This window comes from Mycoplana sp. ABR4_002 (assembly GCF_056159645.1).
The window spans coordinates 3,132,893-3,148,338 of sequence record NZ_JBSWVO010000001.1 but is presented as its reverse complement, the minus strand read 5'-3'; the positions used below and the strand labels follow the sequence as shown (position 1 = coordinate 3,148,338).

Here is a 15,446-nt window from a genome sequence, read left to right as displayed (position 1 = left end):
AATTTCAGGTGCTTGGCCCTCCTTTCTGTGGCAAGAAGGCGCATCGACGGAAATGAGTTGGAATGAGGCGGATCCCATGGCGCTGGCGAAAGCGACATCCGCGACCACGACAGCAGGAGAAGAAATGAAACGTCGCTATTTTGGCACGGACGGCATCAGGGGCCAGTCCAATACCTTCCCCATGACGCCGGATCTTGCGATGCGCGTAGGCATTGCCGTGGGTACGATCTTCCGCCGCGGAACCCACCGCAACCGCGTCGTCATCGGCAAGGACACGCGCCTTTCCGGCTACATGCTCGAGAACGCGATGGTGGCAGGTTTCACCGCCGCCGGCGTCGATGCCTTCGTGCTCGGGCCGATCCCGACACCCGCCGTGGCGATGCTGACGCGCTCGCTGCGCGCCGATATCGGGGTGATGATCTCCGCTTCGCACAACCCGTTCCAGGACAACGGCATCAAGCTGTTTGGACCCGATGGCTACAAGCTTTCGGACGACCTGGAAGCGCAGATCGAGGCGATGCTGGAAAGCGACGCGGTGCAGTATCTGGCGAAGGCCCGGGACATCGGCCGGGCCAAGCGCGTCGACGGTGTGCATGACCGCTACATCGAACATGCCAAGCGCACGCTGCCGCGCGACGTCACCCTGCACGGTCTGCGCGTGGTGGTCGATTGCGCCAATGGCGCGGCCTATCGCGTGGCGCCGGCCGTGCTTTGGGAGCTCGGGGCGGACGTCGTGACGATCGGCGCCGAGCCGAACGGTACCAACATCAATCTCGATTGCGGCTCGACCCATCCCGAGGCGCTGCGGCGCAAGGTGCACGAGGTTCGTGCCGACATCGGCATCGCGCTCGACGGCGACGCCGACCGCGTGCAGATCGTCGATGAGCAGGGCAAGCTGGTCGACGGCGACCAGTTGATGGCGCTGATCGCCGAGAGCTGGGCCGCCGACGGCATGCTGAAGGGCGCGGGCATCGTCGCGACCGTCATGTCGAACCTCGGGCTCGAGCGCTTCCTGAAGGGCAAGCGCCTCGGCCTCAGCCGGACGCAGGTGGGCGACCGCTACGTGGTCGAGCACATGCGCCAGCACGACCTCAACGTCGGCGGCGAGCAGTCCGGCCACATCGTTCTGTCCGATTTCGGCACGACCGGAGACGGGCTGGTCGCGGCGCTGCAGGTGCTGGCCTGCGTCAAGCGCAGCGGCAAGCCGGTCAGCGAGATCTGCCACCGCTTCGAGCCGGTGCCGCAGGTGCTGAAGAACGTGCGCTATTCCGGCGGCAAGCCGCTGGAGGACGCCACGGTCCAGGCGGCAATCGCGGAGGCGGAGAACGCACTCGCCAAGAACGGCCGCCTGCTGATCCGTCCGTCCGGAACCGAGCCGCTGATCCGCGTGATGGCGGAAGGCGACGACCGCGAGAAGGTCGAGCGGATCGTGGACGAGCTGGTCTCGGTGATCGGCTCGGTACGCAGCGCCGCCTGAAGGATTGACTGCCGGGTGGATCCCGGTGCCAGGAAACCTGCAGACAGGGCCGAGGTTCATGCCTCGGCCCTTTTGTTTGGCTGCGGCAACGGTCGCGTAAGCGAGGTCGACCGGCCGGCGCTGGCGGTATTTATTACCCGTGTGTTAACACCTAAGGTAAAGCGCCGTAGTTAATTGCAACTTAACCTTTCGCACTCATTATCCATGCCGATCAATGCGACTTGGTGCTGTGACGGTCCGCAGCGCCGAAACACTGTCTATGGAGTTGGGGCATGAAAAAGTTCTTGAGTGCCGCCCTAGCAGCTCTGATCGCGAGCTCTTCGGCGTATGCGGCTGATATTCAGCCAGAGCCGGTCGTGCCGGCGCCCGTTCCGGTCGCGGTGTCGTCCAGCGGCTGGTACCTGCGCGGTGACGTCGGCTATGCCTGGACCCACATGCGCGGCGCCAGCTACTATCAGGGCGGGCCGGGTGGTTTCGAAGCGGACTTCGACGATACCGATGTCGACAACAGCTGGGTGCTCGGCGGCGGCATCGGCTACCAGTGGAATGACTGGTTCCGCACCGACGTGACGCTCGACTATCTGTTCGACAGCGATTTTGCGGGGGCGACCAGCGGCTCCTGCGGCGTGGCGGTGGCTTGCGTGTCCTCCGACCGGGCCTCGTTCTCGGCCTGGAGCCTGCTTGCCAACGCCTATGTCGATCTCGGCACCTATGCCGGCATTACCCCATATGTGGGCGCCGGCATCGGCGCGACCCGGGTCAACTGGGACAACATGCGCAACACCTCGTGCGACGTTACCGATCCGGGCAATTGCGATCCCACGGTCACCCACAGCGGCGAGGACGACTGGCGTTTCACCTATGCGCTGATGGCCGGCGCCTCGGTCGACCTGACCTGCAACTGGGCCGCGGACGCCGGCTACCGGTTCCGACAGATCGATGGTGGCGACATGTTCGGCTTTGCCTCGAACGGCGGCCCGGGCGAAGACGACGGCTTCTACGTGCACGAGGCCCGCGTCGGCCTGCGCTACACCTTCAACAGCTGCGAGGCGCCGCTGCCGCCGCCCGCACCGATCGTCTACAAGTAAGCCATCCAGGCTTTCCCGTTCGAAGCCGTCCGGCCCTGCCGGGCGGCTTTTCGCATGCGCGGGTGGCTGGGGACTTCTAGCCGGTGGTGGTTAACAAACATGCTTAACCAGCCCTTAACTTCTCGCTGGAATACTCGACACCAGTCAAACCGGCCGCAGCGTCGGCCGCCACAATTTTGGGGGCGAGTCATGATCGTGCGAAGGACAATTCTCGGCGCCGCCCTGGTCGCCGGACTCTCGGCCAGCAGCGCGCTTGCCGGCGGTGAAGTCTATCCGGTGGTCGAGGCCCCCGAAGTCGCCATCGCCGCCGCGCGAGGCTGGTACATCCGCGGTGACCTCGGCTATTCCGGCTGGATCGACGGGGGTGATCCGAGTTACCGCTATATCGATTTCAATGGGCTGGATCAGAGCACGAGTGTCGATGATATCAGCTTCTCCGAGCCGTTCTCCTACGGCGTCGGCATGGGTTACCAGTTCAACGACTTCCTGCGCACCGACCTGACGGTGGACTTCTTCAACTCCAGCGTCGACGGCGAATCGCAGATCGGCAGCAACTGCCCGTTCGGTGGCGGCAGCTGCGATCTCACCTCCGATACCGGGTTCGACGCGATCAGCGTGCTGGTCAACGGCTATGTCGATCTCGGCACCTATGCCGGGCTCACGCCCTATGTCGGCGCCGGCGTCGGCGCCACAAACATCCAGTGGGACGACGCGACGACACGCGCGACCTGCGGTGGCGTTCCCTGCGGCACGGAGACCAGTCCGGGCGAGGAGAGCTGGCGCTTCACCTATGCGCTGATGGCAGGTGCCTCCTACGACCTGACCAACCGGATCAAGCTCGATGTCGGCTATCGCTACTCGGACGTCGATGGTGGTGAAATGCTTGGCTACAGCGACGCAGAAAAAGCGCTCGGCGCTTCCGGCACGAAAGCCCGCGACGATGGCTTCCAGCGGCACGAGATCCGTGCCGGTGTCCGCTTGAACACCTGGTAGATCCTCCTGCCGTGATGAACGGAACGGCGCGGGCCCCGACCCGCGCCTTCCTTTTTGTTTCCGGGCCGGACATGGCGTGGCCGGTCCCGCCGTTCTGGCTGCGGCGAAAATACGTCGCCGCGCGACATAGCGGCTTGACTCCGGATTGTCCGTCCCATATCAGCAGCGGCGGGACACCCTTCCCCAACGAAGGGCTTTCTATCTGGAAGGATAGCCATCATGACGAAGACCGTCACCCCGCCGGACGTGCGTCCGAGCAATACCCATTTTTCTTCTGGCCCCTGCTCGAAGCGCCCGAACTGGTCGCTCGAAGCCCTTTCCGGTGCCGCGCTCGGACGCTCGCACCGCGCCAGGGTCGGCAAGGCAAAGCTGAAGCTGGCGATCGACCTCACCCGCGAAATCCTTGAAGTGCCGGCCGACTACCGCATCGGCATCGTCCCGGCGTCCGATACCGGCGCTGTCGAGATGGCGCTGTGGTCGTTGCTCGGCCAACGCGGCGTCGACATGGTCGCCTGGGAGAGCTTCGGCGCGGGCTGGGTGTCCGACGTCGTCAAGGAACTGAAGCTTGCCGACGTGCGTAAGCTCACCGCCGACTACGGCCTGCTCCCGGATCTGTCCGCGATCGATTTCGACCGCGACGTGGTCTTCACCTGGAACGGCACCACCTCGGGCGTGCGGGTTGCAAACGCCGACTTCATTCCGGCCGACCGGAAGGGGTTGACGATCTGCGATGCCACCTCGGCCGCCTTCGCGCAGAACCTTGATTTCGCAAAGCTCGACGTCACCACCTTCTCCTGGCAGAAGGTGCTGGGCGGTGAGGGCGCGCACGGCGTCATCATCCTCAGCCCGCGGGCTGTCGAGCGGCTGGAAAGCTATGCGCCGGCCTGGCCGCTGCCGAAGATCTTCCGCATGACCAAGGGCGGCAAGCTGATCGAGGGTATCTTCTCTGGCGAGACGATCAACACGCCGTCCATGCTCTGCGTCGAGGACTATATCGACGCGCTCACCTGGGCCAAGCAGATCGGCGGCTTGAAGGCGCTGCGGGCGCGGGCCGACGCCAATGCCGAAGCGCTGTTCGACTTCGTCGCCAAGAATGACTGGATCGAGAACCTCGCCAGGGACCCGGCCACCCGCTCCAACACCTCGGTGTGCCTGACGATCGCAGACAAGGACGTGCTGGCGCTCGACGCCGAGGCGCAGGCTGCCTTCGCCAAGGGCATCGTTTCCCTGCTGGAAAAGGAAGGGGTCGCCTTCGATATCGGCGCCTATCGCGACGCGCCGTCCGGCCTTCGCATCTGGGCCGGCGCGACGATCGACACCGCCGACATCCGGGCCTTGCTGCCCTGGCTGACCTGGGCCTACCAGACCCAGAAGGATTCGCTTTCCAAGGCTGCGGCCTGACATCGCGACCGGCTCCGCCTTGCGGGCGGAGCCCCTGAACTCCCTTTCAATGACCGAATGAAGGAGGCCTTCATGGCACCTCGCGTACTCGTATCCGACGAACTGTCGGAAACCGCCGTCCAGATCTTTCGCGACCGCGGCGTCGACGTCGATTTCCAGCCGCAGATCGGCAAGGACAAGGAGAAGCTTGCCGAGATCATCGGCAACTATGACGGCCTTGCGATCCGCTCGGCGACCAAGGCGACGGAGAAGCTGATCGCGGCGGCGACCAACCTCAAGGTCATCGGCCGCGCCGGCATCGGCGTCGACAATGTCGACATCCCGGCTGCCTCGCGCCGCGGCATCATCGTCATGAACACACCGTTCGGCAACTCGATCACCACCGCCGAGCACGCGATCGCGCTGATGTTCGCGGTCGCGCGCCAGCTCCCCGCCGCAGACAGCTCCACCCAGGCCGGCAAGTGGGAGAAGTCGAAGTTCATGGGTGTCGAGATCACCGGCAAGACGCTGGGCGTCGTCGGCGCCGGCAACATCGGCGGGATCGTCTGCAAGAAGGCGATCGGCCTTGGCATGCACGTCCTTGCCTATGACCCGTTCCTGTCGAAGGAGCGCGCCGAGGAGATGGGCGTGACCAAGGTCGAACTCGACGAGCTGTTCGCACGCGCGGACTTCATCACCCTGCACGTGCCGCTCACCGACAAGACGCGCAACATCATCGACGCCGAAGCGATCGCCAAGATGAAGGACGGCGTCCGCATCATCAACTGCGCCCGCGGCGGCCTCGTCGCCGAAGCGGCGCTGGCCGAGGGGCTCAAGTCCGGCAAGGTCGCCGGTGCCGGCTTCGACGTGTTCGAGGTCGAACCCGCCACCGACAGCCCGCTGTTCGGCCTGCCGAACGTGGTCTGCACGCCGCATCTCGGTGCCTCCACGACGGAAGCCCAGGAGAACGTCGCGCTGCAGATCGCCGAGCAGATGTCGGACTATCTCGTCAAGGGTGCGGTCTCGAACGCCATCAACATGCCCTCGATCACGGCCGAGGAGGCGCCGATCCTGAAGCCCTTCATCCGACTCGCCGACGTGCTCGGCGCCTTCGTCGGGCAAGCCACGGAGAGCGCGATCAAGGAGATCGAGATCCTCTATGACGGCGCAACGGCGGGGATGAACACCAAGGCGCTGACGAGCGCCGTGCTGGCCGGCCTGATCCGGCCGCAGGTGGCCGACGTCAACATGGTCTCGGCGCCGATCATGGTGAAGGAGAAGGGCATCATCCTGTCCGAGGTCAAGCGCGACAAGTCGGGCGTGTTCGACGGCTACATCAAGCTGACGGTCACCACCGCCAACCAGACCCGTTCGGTTGCGGGCACCGTGTTCTCCGACGGCAAGCCGCGGTTCATCCAGATCAAGGGCATCAACCTCGACGCCGACGTCGGCAACCACATGGTCTACATCACCAACACCGACGTGCCGGGCATGATCGGCTTCATCGGCACGACCTTCGGCGACGCCAAGGTCAATATCGCCAACTTCCAGCTCGGCCGCGAAAAGGAAGGCGGCGACGCGATCGCGCTGCTCTATGTCGACGGAGCCGTGTCCGAGGCCGTGCTCGAAAAGTTGCGTGCCCATCCGGCGATCCGCCAGGCCAAGCCGCTGGTGTTCAACGTCGACTGACAGGCTTCCCGGCAGAACGACATGAAAGGCCCGCCCGGTGTCCCGGGCGGGCCTTTGCGCTGTTGTGTGCCAGAGGACTTTCGCGTCGAAAGCGAGTAGACTGCGGCCCGGCCGATGAAGCCGCCAAACAGCAATGTCGGTCCGAGGGGGCGGCACAAATCCTGTGGAGGCGATGATGGCAGGTTCGTTGTTGCAGAACCGGGCGGGCAAGGCCGTGCCCGGCGAGGCGATCGAGGCATTCTCCGCGCAGATCGGCGGTGAGTTGATACAGCCGGGCGATGCCAGCTACGAGGAGGCCAGGCACATCTGGAATGCCCTGATCGACAAGCGGCCCGGCGCGATCCTGCGGTGCAGCGGCACTGCGGACGTCGCCGCCGCCGTCAACTTCGCGCGCGACCACGATATTCTCGTGGCAGTGCGGGGCGGGGGGCATAATGTCGGCGGGCGCGCGATCTGCGACGACGGACTGACGATCGACCTGTCGCGCATGCGTGGCGTCTATGTCGATCCTGCCAGCAAAACCGTCCGGGTCCAGGGCGGTGCAACACTCGCGGATGTCGATCGCGAGACGCATGTGCACGGCCTCGCCGTTCCCTTCGGGGTGGTTTCCAAAACCGGCGTCGCTGGTCTGACGCTCGGGGGCGGCGTCGGTTGGCTGGTGCGCAAACATGGCCCGACCTGCGACAACGTGCTGTCGATGGAGGTCGTCACGGCAGACGGCGCGGTTCGGACCGTCAGCGCCAAGGAGAATGCCGAGCTGTTCTGGGCCATCCGGGGCGGCGGCGGAAACTTCGGCATCGTCACCTCGTTCCTCTTCCAGGCCCACCCGGTTTCGACCGTTCTCGGCGGGCTGATCGTCTATCCGCGCGCCGCCGGCGGCGATGTCCTGCGCGGGTACCGCGACTTCATGGAATCGGCGCCGGAGGACCTGACCGTCTATGCCGGGTTCATCTGCACGCCGGACGGGACGCCGGCGACGGCGATCGTCCTTTGCTGGAGCGGGGAAGACCTCAAGGCGGGCGAGGCGGCGATCGCGCCGTTGAAAAGGCTCGGCGAACCACTGATGGACGCGGTCGGGCCGCTTCCCTTTCCTGCCATGCAGTCGATTCTCGACGGTGCATTCCCGGCCGGAACGCGGAACTACTGGAAGTCGACCTTCGTCGACGGGCTTTCGGATGACGTCCTCGACACGCTGGTCCAACAGGCCAAGGGGATGACCTCGCCGATGTCGGGACTGATCGTCGAGTTCTACGGAGGCGCGGGTGGACGCAAGCCGGTGGACGAGAATGCTTTTGCGCAGCGCCAGTCGGCCTATCTGATCGGCATCATGCCGCAGTGGATCGATCCGGCCGAGGACGAGGCGCACATCCGCTGGGCGAGAGGCGTCTTTGCCGCCCTGCAGCCGCACGCGACGGGCGGCTACCTCTTGAATTATCTTTCCGAGGGCGAACAGGATGCGGTGCGGGCCGCGTTCGGCGCGAACTATGCGCGCCTGGCCGAGCTGAAGCGCAAATACGATCCGGCGAACTTCTTCAGCCTGAACCAGAACATCCAGCCCGCGGCCTAGGCAGCCGGCCCGGTTGCCGTAATGGCTCCTTTAGGCGACGCGACCGCGGTCCGCTACCGCGAAGCGTCCACCGGGTGGGTGAGTTCGGCGACCCTGTGCGCATGGGCCACCGCCGCCAGGCCGCCCGTGGTCTTGGTAAAGAGGTCGCGCGTCTCCTCGTCGTCGCTGACGGGGGTCAGGGCCAGGTCGGTATAGGTCCGCGAACCGCGCCGTGCCGAGACGAGAATGGCGCGGCCCGCCAGGCCAAGGATGACCCCAGCGATCCGGAACTGCTTGACGGCGGTCTCGGCGACGAAGGCCGGCCAAAAGGCGAGCGCACGGGGTCTTGGCAGGCCGGGCCGGCGTTCGGACGGGTGCTTCAGCCGGACCAGGCCGCTCTGCAGCGGGTGCACCTTTTCGAGTGCGACGGTGGTGCTGAAGGTGACGAGCATCTTGACAAGGCTGGCGACCGGCACGCCGGTCGCTTTCGCACGGCGGATAAGGGTCGTCATGTGCCGAGGCGTATAATAGAGTCGCCACGCCTCTTGATAGATCGCCTCCCATTCGCGCTTCGTCATCTGCGGATGTGCGGTGCAGACGTGCTCGACGTCATAGACGTTCAGATCCGGTTCCATCGGCACGTTGGTGCGCCAGAGGGTCTGGTGGTCCTCGGAACCCGGCAGCGGCGTGAGGCAGAAGAACTCGACGATGTCGAGCGGTAGCTCGCGCTGGATGATGGCGATGTCGCGCCGGATCGAATCCGGCGTGTCGGACGGAAAGCCGAGGATATAGCCCGCGAGCGTCAGGATGCCCTCGCTCTTCCACGCCAACAGCATCCGGCGGTATTCGGTGATCTTGTTCTGCCCTTTCCTGGCCGCGGCGAGGTTGTCGGGGTTGATGTTCTCGAGGCCGATGAAGACGCGTGTAACTCCCGCCCGCCTGGCCTTTTCGATGAAGCGCGGGATGCGGTGGCAGAGCGTATCGACCTGGATCATCAGGCCGAGCGGGATGCCCTCGACCTCGCGCATATGGATGAGCCGATCGAGGATCGCCTCCCAGTCGCGGTTGCGGGCGAAATTGTCGTCGGTAATGAAGAACTTGTGAATGCCCTGCTGCCAGTTGCGGCGCACAAGCGTCTCGACGTCGTCGGGCGAGCGGTAGCGCGACTTCCGGCCCTGGACGTTGATGATCGTGCAGAATGAGCACTGGTACGGGCAACCGCGGCCGGCGTCGAAGCTGGAACTCAATCCCAGCGTTCGTTTGACGTTCGTCCGGGGCAGGAAGGGGATCGGCGTGCCGGCCATGCCCGGCAGGTCACGCATGTAGTCATAGACGGGCTGGAGGGTTCCGGCTGCGGCATCCCGCAGCAACGCCTCAAGGCGTCCCTCCGCTTCGCCTGCATAAATGGTGACCCCGAGGTCGCGGCAGGCATTCAGATCGACCGCCTCGCCGTCGAGCATTGAGAGGCACCCGGAGACATGAAAGCCACCGATCGCGACGGCTATGCCTGCGGCGCGCAGGGGCCGGGCGATGTCGAGGGCGCGCGGATACTGGTTCGACTGTACCCCGACCAGCGCGACCAGACCGAAGTTGCCGTGGTCAGCGAAGCGGGAAACCAGGCGCCCGAAGTCGACGCGCGTGTTGGTCTCGTCGATCGCTTCGACATCCATCCCGGTGTCGGGGCCCAGGATCCGTCGCTCGGCGCAGTCGACCGCGATCCCGTACAGGGCTGCTAGCGAGTTCGATGGAATCATCGCCCGCCACCAGCGGATGACGTAGCCATCGTCGTCGTAGTGGGACGGCTTGATGAGGACGAGCTGGAACCGGTGGAGCGGCGGCGATGAAACTTCCCTCACTTCACGCCTCCGCTTGTTGCGATGAACGCTCGCAGACGATCATCCGTTCGCCGATTATACACGGAGGCGGCCACAACCGAAATCGCAGCGGGCTGCGATTTGCGGCGGTCCGGCGCGGAGGCCGGTGTCGGTGTTGAGGTGAGGGCGGCCGCCGGCCCCGATCAGACGGGGTCGGCGCCAGCGGCCTGGAGGGCGGCGCGGGCGACCTCGAAATCCTGGTCGCCGGTGCCGGACCCGACGCCGATCGCGCCTGCGAGCTTGCCGCCGAAGCGGATCGGCAGGCCGCCGGGCAGGTGGGTGACGCCGCCCTGCGAGGCGATGCCCGCCGCGACGCCGAACTCGACCGGCATGGCGCCGGTCGGGCCGTTGACCGAAGCGGCGGTGCGCGCCTTCGCCCGCGCGGTGTGCATGCTGAGATACTTGGCCCCGTCCATGCGGATGCTGGCGATGGTCTCGCCACTGGCATCGACGAGGAAGATGCATTGCGGCACGCCGATGCGCTCGGCGTGGCCGACAGCGGCCGCCAGCATCTCCATGGCGCCCTTGTGGCTGAGGCAGATCGTTTCCCGATAGTTCGTCATGGGGTTCTCCTGTTGGTGGCGCCAGTCTAGCCTGCCCCGGGCGGATCGGGCACGTCGCGCCACGGGAAATCAGTTTCGCCGTCAGGGAACAAGTCGCCTGCCGCCTCTGGTCACTTTGGCCGGCCCCATTCGGCAATGGCGATGCCACCGAGCACGAGTGACAGCGCCGCGAGATGGAACAGGTGCAGCGACTCGCCGATGATCAGGACGGACAGGAGCGTGCCGAAGATCGGGATGGCGTTGATGAACAGGCCGGCGCGGTTGGGCCCGATCATCTCGACGCCCCGCACCCACAGCACCTGTGACATCAGCGAGGGGAAGATCGCCGCATAGACGACGATGGCCCAGCCGGTGGCGTCGGGCACGATCACCGCACCCGACCCGGCCTCCCACCACAACAACGGCAGCGAACTGAGGAGGGCGCCGAAGGCGGGGGCGGCGATAAAGCTCTGCCAGTGCATCACCGGTTTCCACCGCAGGGACACGGTGTAGGCCGCATAGACGATGCAGGCGAACAGCATCAGCATATCGCCGAAGTTGAGCTGAAGTTCCATCAGCGAGGTGAGGTCGCCGTGCGCGGCCGTCACCAGCACGCCCACGAGCGTCACCGAGAAGCCGACGATCTGGGCAGGCGAGGCCGGGATCCGGAAGAGTGCGAAGTTGAGGACGAAGATCAGCATGGGGATGCCCGCCTGCTCGATCACGGCGTTGATGGCGCTGGTATGGTTCAGTGCCGAGTAGAGCAGCGCGTTGAACAGGGTAAAGCCAACCGCGCCATAGAGGAAAAGCTGTAGCCAGTGCGCCCTGATCTTCGCCCAGTCGCGCCTGATCTGCGGGGTCATGAACCCAAGAATGACGCAAAGGGCGACTAACCAGCGCAGTGTCGTCAGCATCAGCGGGCTGATATGGCCGACGGCGAGCTTGCCGGCGACCGAGTTGCCGCCCCAGAACAGGGCGGTGACGCACAGATAGAAATAGGCTTTGCTGTTCAAGACAATATTCCAATGGGCATGTTGCGGTCCGCGCGAAAGTGGCGGGCGCAGAAATAGGGCCTAATTGGCGGTGGCGCCACGCAAAAAGCGGGCCGTACCCGCACAACAGGGTCGCTTTCGCCAAAACTACACAGTATAGATGCGCGGGTTTGTAAAGTGCGCGCGCGTGTGCGTAGGAAGCAGGAAAAACGAAATGACCAATGTCGTGGTGATCGGGTCCCAATGGGGCGATGAAGGCAAGGGCAAGATTGTCGATTGGCTCTCGGAGCGCGCCGACATTGTCGTGCGGTTCCAGGGCGGTCACAATGCCGGCCACACGTTGGTCATCGACGGTACCAGCTACAAGCTTTCGCTGCTGCCCTCGGGCGTCGTGCGCCCGGGCAAGATGGCCGTGATCGGCAACGGCGTCGTGATCGACCCGCATGCATTGTGCGCCGAGATCGACAAGTTGGCGGCCCAGGGGGTCCAGATCACGCCCGACAATCTGCGCATCGCCGACAACGCCACGCTGATCCTGTCGCTGCACCGCGAGCTCGACGGCATCCGCGAGGACGCCGCCGCCAAGGCAAACGGCGGCATCAAGATCGGCACGACCCGCCGCGGCATCGGGCCGGCCTACGAGGACAAGGTCGGCCGCCGCGCGATCCGCGTGATGGACCTGGCCGACCTGGACACGCTGGCGGCCAAGGTCGACCGGCTGCTGACCCACCACAACGCGCTGCGCCGCGGCCTCGGCGAGCAGGAGATCAGCCACGAAGCGATCATGCAGGAGCTCACCTCGGTCGCCGACCGCGTGCTGCCGTTCCGCGACACGGTCTGGCTGATGCTGGACAAGGAGCGCCGCCGCGGTGCGCGCATCCTGTTCGAAGGGGCGCAGGGATCGCTGCTCGACATCGATCACGGCACCTACCCGTTCGTCACCTCGTCCAACACCGTTGCCGGCCAGGCGGCCGCCGGCTCGGGCATGGGACCCGGCACTCTCGGCTATGTGCTGGGCATCACCAAGGCCTACACGACGCGGGTGGGCGAGGGGCCCTTCCCGACCGAACTGAATGACGAGATCGGCCAATTTTTGGGCGAGCGCGGCCACGAGTTCGGTACGGTCACCGGGCGCAAGCGCCGCTGCGGCTGGTTCGACGCGGCGCTGGTGCGCCAGTCGGTCGCCACCAACGGCATCACCGGCATCGCGCTGACCAAGCTCGACGTGCTCGACGGCCTTGAGGAACTGAAGATCTGCGTCGGCTACACGATCGACGGCAAGGACGTCGATCACCTGCCCGCCAGCCAGGGCCAGCAGGCGCGGGTGGTGCCGAAGTACATCACGCTGGAAGGCTGGAAGGAATCGACCGTCGGCGCCCGCAAGTGGGCCGACCTGCCGGCGCAGGCGATCAAGTATGTACGCCAGGTGGAGGAGCTGATCGGCGCACCGGTGGCGCTGCTTTCCACCAGTCCGGAGCGCGAGGACACGATACTTGTGACCGATCCTTTCGAGGACTAAGATTTGATTTGACACACCGTTCCGGACTGGATTCGCGATCACGAGGGGCCGGAAGTTCACGAGAAAGTTCTTATGGCGGATTTTGTAGCAGTCATTCGTCGGGCCGTTGATGGCCTCACGGACAATTCTCCGGACATGCGGGGCAAAGTCTACGACAAGGCGCGCGGCGCGGTACGCAGGCAGCTTGAGGCGATGAACCCGCGTCCGTCGGACGAACTGGTCCAGCGCCAGCTTGATAAGCTCGAAGCAGCGATCACGGAAGTCGAGAGCGAGCATGCCGAGGCGCTGCCGGCGGTGGAGGATTTCGCCGCGGACGTCCCCGTGGTTTTGATGGAGCCCCCCCCGGTGCCGGAACCTGCTCCCGAGCCCGAGCCCGAGCCAGAGCCAGAGCCCGAGCCTGTGGTGGAGGCGGCGACGCCGGAACCTGCGGCCGACGAGCAGCGGGTGGTGCAGGAGGCCGAGGAAATTGTCGAGGCCCCGGTTGCCGAACCGGCTTCTGCCGATCAAGCCTTGGAGGCTTTCCCCGTCGCGCCGGAACCATACGAAGAGGCGCCGGAGCCCGTCGCCGAATCAGCGACGGCCACGCCCGAGGCCCCTGACTGGCGCCATGCCGAGGCAGTGCAGTGGCCGCAGGAACCGGTGCGCGAGGCCGCCCAGTCCGCGCCGGCAGCCGACGAGACGGCAGAGTGGGACGCCCAGACGGCCGATCGGGAACCGCCGCACTATATCGGTCTGCAGCCCGGGGTGCCGGTGCACGATCACATCGAGTTCGTCGAGCGCGCCGTCCCCTCCGCGCCCCCCGCGCAAGAGGCGGCGCGGCAGCCGGAAGAGGACGAGGGGGATCCCGCCCACCGGCCTGACGAGCACGTTGCCGCCATGCCGTGGGAACTGGACGACGAGCGCTCCGATGCCGAACCGGAGGAGGTCACCGCGCACGAGGTGATCGCCGGGGAGGAGCGGACGCAACGGATCGCGGCGGATGACGCCACGACCGACGCCGCGCCGGAATGGAGCTGGCCAGAAGAGGCGGCCGCCGGCGAGGCGGCCCCCGAGCAGAAGAAGGCGGTTGACAACGCCTGGAGCGATCTCGAGGAACTCATCGGATACCATCCTGGCGCGGAGGCCGGCGCGACGTCGGCAGCCGCGGCGGAGCCGCTGGTCCCCGCGAGCGCGAACGATGCTGCGGCCCGCAATGGGCAGCGCTCGTTCCGAGCCGAGCCGCGCAAGCGCAGGGTGAGCCTCGCGAAGGTGGCGGCGGTCGCGGCGGCTCTGGCCGTGATCGGCGGTGCGGGAGCGGCCTACTGGCTTAACCGCGACGCCATCAACGGCATGATCGCCGATCTCGTCTCCCCCGCTGCGCCTCCCGCCGACGAGGCGAGCGAAACGGCCGTTCCGGGCGAGGCCAATCCGGCTGCGGAGGCGGAGATCGAGGTCGCCGCCAATTCCAAGTTCACCCAGCGACTGCTGGAGGATGGCAGCGAGAGCGACGAAGGGCCGGCCCCCGTCGCCGGAGCATCGCCGACCGAGGAAGGAAAGTCGGTCTCCGAGCAGACGACCGAGGTCGCCTCGACCGCGCCGGTCAGCACGCCGGAGACCCCTGCAACCGTGACCGAGGAGACGGCAACAGCCGGCGAGGCAAGCGCGCCGCCGGCCGGCACGGCAACGGGCGCGCCGGCGCCTGCAAGCCCGCAGACGGCACAGGCAGGAAACGAAGCCGAGCAAGCGCCGATCGGCGTCGCGCAGAAGATGTTCCTCTACGAGGAGCGCCTCGGCCAGTCCGCGCCGACCGCGATCGACGGGACGGTGGTATGGTCGAAAGGCGAGGAGTCGCCCGGCGCCGACGCGAAGCCGGAGCCGGTCATCCATGCGCAGATCAACGTTCCCTCGAACGGCCTGACGGCGCAGATGACCATCCGCCGCAACGCCGACAAGTCGCTGCCGGCAAGCCATCTGGTCGAGCTCGTGTTCGCGCTGCCGACGAATTTCGACGGTGGCAGCATCGACAGCGTCCAGCGCGTGGCGATGAAGCAGACGGAACAGGATCGTGGCGACCCGCTGATCGCGGTACCCGCCAAGATCACCGAGGACTTCCATATGATCGCGCTCAACGACTTCCCGGACGCGATCGCGCGCAACGCCGAGCTGATGAAGGGGCGCGCCTGGATCGACATCCCCGTCACCTACCGCAACGGCCGGCGGGCTCTGATCACGCTGGAGAAGGGGACGACCGGGGTCGAGGTGTTCAACTCTGTCATGAACGCCTGGGCGGCGCAGGCGCCGGCGGCAAACAGCCAGTAGCGGCGAAGACGAAACGAAAAGAGCCCGGCCATTGCGCCGGGCTCTTTG

General features: G+C 66.0%; 11 protein-coding genes. 8 read left to right on the top strand and 3 right to left on the bottom strand.

Translation table 11 applies throughout. The features are described from left to right. Positions 1-124: 124 nt before the first annotated feature. The 6 genes from glmM to ACXAGF_RS15005 all read left to right on the top strand — a co-directional run bounded on the left by glmM (position 125) and on the right by ACXAGF_RS15005 (position 8,194). Complete coding sequence (gene glmM / locus ACXAGF_RS15030; RefSeq protein ID WP_475018198.1) at positions 125-1,477, top strand: phosphoglucosamine mutase; 1,353 nt, start codon at positions 125-127, stop codon at positions 1,475-1,477. 272 nt (positions 1,478-1,749) lie between these two features. Beyond that, positions 1,750-2,565, top strand: coding sequence for an outer membrane protein (locus ACXAGF_RS15025; RefSeq protein WP_475018197.1), 816 nt, complete (start codon positions 1,750-1,752; stop codon positions 2,563-2,565). Between the two features lie 189 nt (positions 2,566-2,754). Continuing rightward, positions 2,755-3,558, top strand: coding sequence for an outer membrane protein (locus ACXAGF_RS15020; protein WP_475018196.1), 804 nt, complete (start codon positions 2,755-2,757; stop codon positions 3,556-3,558). A 219-nt stretch (positions 3,559-3,777) separates the two neighbouring features. Then, complete coding sequence (locus tag ACXAGF_RS15015) at positions 3,778-4,959, top strand: phosphoserine transaminase (RefSeq protein ID WP_475018195.1); 1,182 nt, start codon at positions 3,778-3,780, stop codon at positions 4,957-4,959. Between the two features lie 72 nt (positions 4,960-5,031). After that, the gene (gene serA / locus ACXAGF_RS15010) at positions 5,032-6,627 is read left to right on the top strand and encodes a phosphoglycerate dehydrogenase (RefSeq protein ID WP_475018194.1); all 1,596 of its coding nucleotides are present in this window, start codon (positions 5,032-5,034) and stop codon (positions 6,625-6,627) included. 175 nt (positions 6,628-6,802) lie between these two features. After that, a complete protein-coding gene (locus ACXAGF_RS15005; protein ID WP_475018193.1) occupies positions 6,803-8,194 on the top strand; it encodes an FAD-binding oxidoreductase in 1,392 nt (463 codons plus the stop codon). Positions 8,195-8,247: 53 nt separating this feature from the next. On the opposite strand, the gene ACXAGF_RS15000 is transcribed toward ACXAGF_RS15005, so the two are convergent. The 3 genes from ACXAGF_RS15000 to ACXAGF_RS14990 form a co-directional block, all read right to left on the bottom strand. Continuing rightward, the gene (locus ACXAGF_RS15000) at positions 8,248-10,029 is read right to left on the bottom strand and encodes a B12-binding domain-containing radical SAM protein (protein WP_475018192.1); all 1,782 of its coding nucleotides are present in this window, start codon (positions 10,027-10,029) and stop codon (positions 8,248-8,250) included. Between the two features lie 161 nt (positions 10,030-10,190). After that, the gene (locus tag ACXAGF_RS14995; RefSeq protein ID WP_475018191.1) at positions 10,191-10,610 is read right to left on the bottom strand and encodes a GlcG/HbpS family heme-binding protein; all 420 of its coding nucleotides are present in this window, start codon (positions 10,608-10,610) and stop codon (positions 10,191-10,193) included. A gap of 110 nt (positions 10,611-10,720) precedes the next feature. Next, a complete protein-coding gene (locus ACXAGF_RS14990) occupies positions 10,721-11,602 on the bottom strand; it encodes a DMT family transporter (RefSeq protein WP_475018190.1) in 882 nt (293 codons plus the stop codon). Positions 11,603-11,795: 193 nt separating this feature from the next. Between ACXAGF_RS14990 and ACXAGF_RS14985 the strand changes: the two genes are divergently transcribed. Further along, positions 11,796-13,100 carry an adenylosuccinate synthase gene (locus ACXAGF_RS14985; RefSeq protein ID WP_475018189.1) on the top strand — a complete coding sequence of 435 codons (1,305 nt, stop codon included), beginning with the start codon at positions 11,796-11,798 and terminating at the stop codon, positions 13,098-13,100. Positions 13,101-13,235: 135 nt separating this feature from the next. After that, the gene (locus ACXAGF_RS14980; RefSeq protein WP_475018188.1) at positions 13,236-15,398 is read left to right on the top strand and encodes a hypothetical protein; all 2,163 of its coding nucleotides are present in this window, start codon (positions 13,236-13,238) and stop codon (positions 15,396-15,398) included. The last annotated feature ends 48 nt before the right edge of the window (positions 15,399-15,446 follow it).

Coding starts and splice junctions, on each gene's coding strand:
- ACXAGF_RS15025 (WP_475018197.1), top strand. CDS start 1,750: ATGAAAAAGTTCTTGAGTGCCGCCCTAGCAGCTCTGATCGCGAGCTCT.
- glmM (WP_475018198.1), top strand. CDS start 125: ATGAAACGTCGCTATTTTGGCACGGACGGCATCAGGGGCCAGTCCAAT.
- ACXAGF_RS15015 (WP_475018195.1), top strand. CDS start 3,778: ATGACGAAGACCGTCACCCCGCCGGACGTGCGTCCGAGCAATACCCAT.
- ACXAGF_RS15020 (WP_475018196.1), top strand. CDS start 2,755: ATGATCGTGCGAAGGACAATTCTCGGCGCCGCCCTGGTCGCCGGACTC.
- serA (WP_475018194.1), top strand. CDS start 5,032: ATGGCACCTCGCGTACTCGTATCCGACGAACTGTCGGAAACCGCCGTC.
- ACXAGF_RS14980 (WP_475018188.1), top strand. CDS start 13,236: ATGCGGGGCAAAGTCTACGACAAGGCGCGCGGCGCGGTACGCAGGCAG.
- ACXAGF_RS14995 (WP_475018191.1), bottom strand. CDS start 10,610: ATGACGAACTATCGGGAAACGATCTGCCTCAGCCACAAGGGCGCCATG.
- ACXAGF_RS15005 (WP_475018193.1), top strand. CDS start 6,803: ATGGCAGGTTCGTTGTTGCAGAACCGGGCGGGCAAGGCCGTGCCCGGC.
- ACXAGF_RS14985 (WP_475018189.1), top strand. CDS start 11,796: ATGACCAATGTCGTGGTGATCGGGTCCCAATGGGGCGATGAAGGCAAG.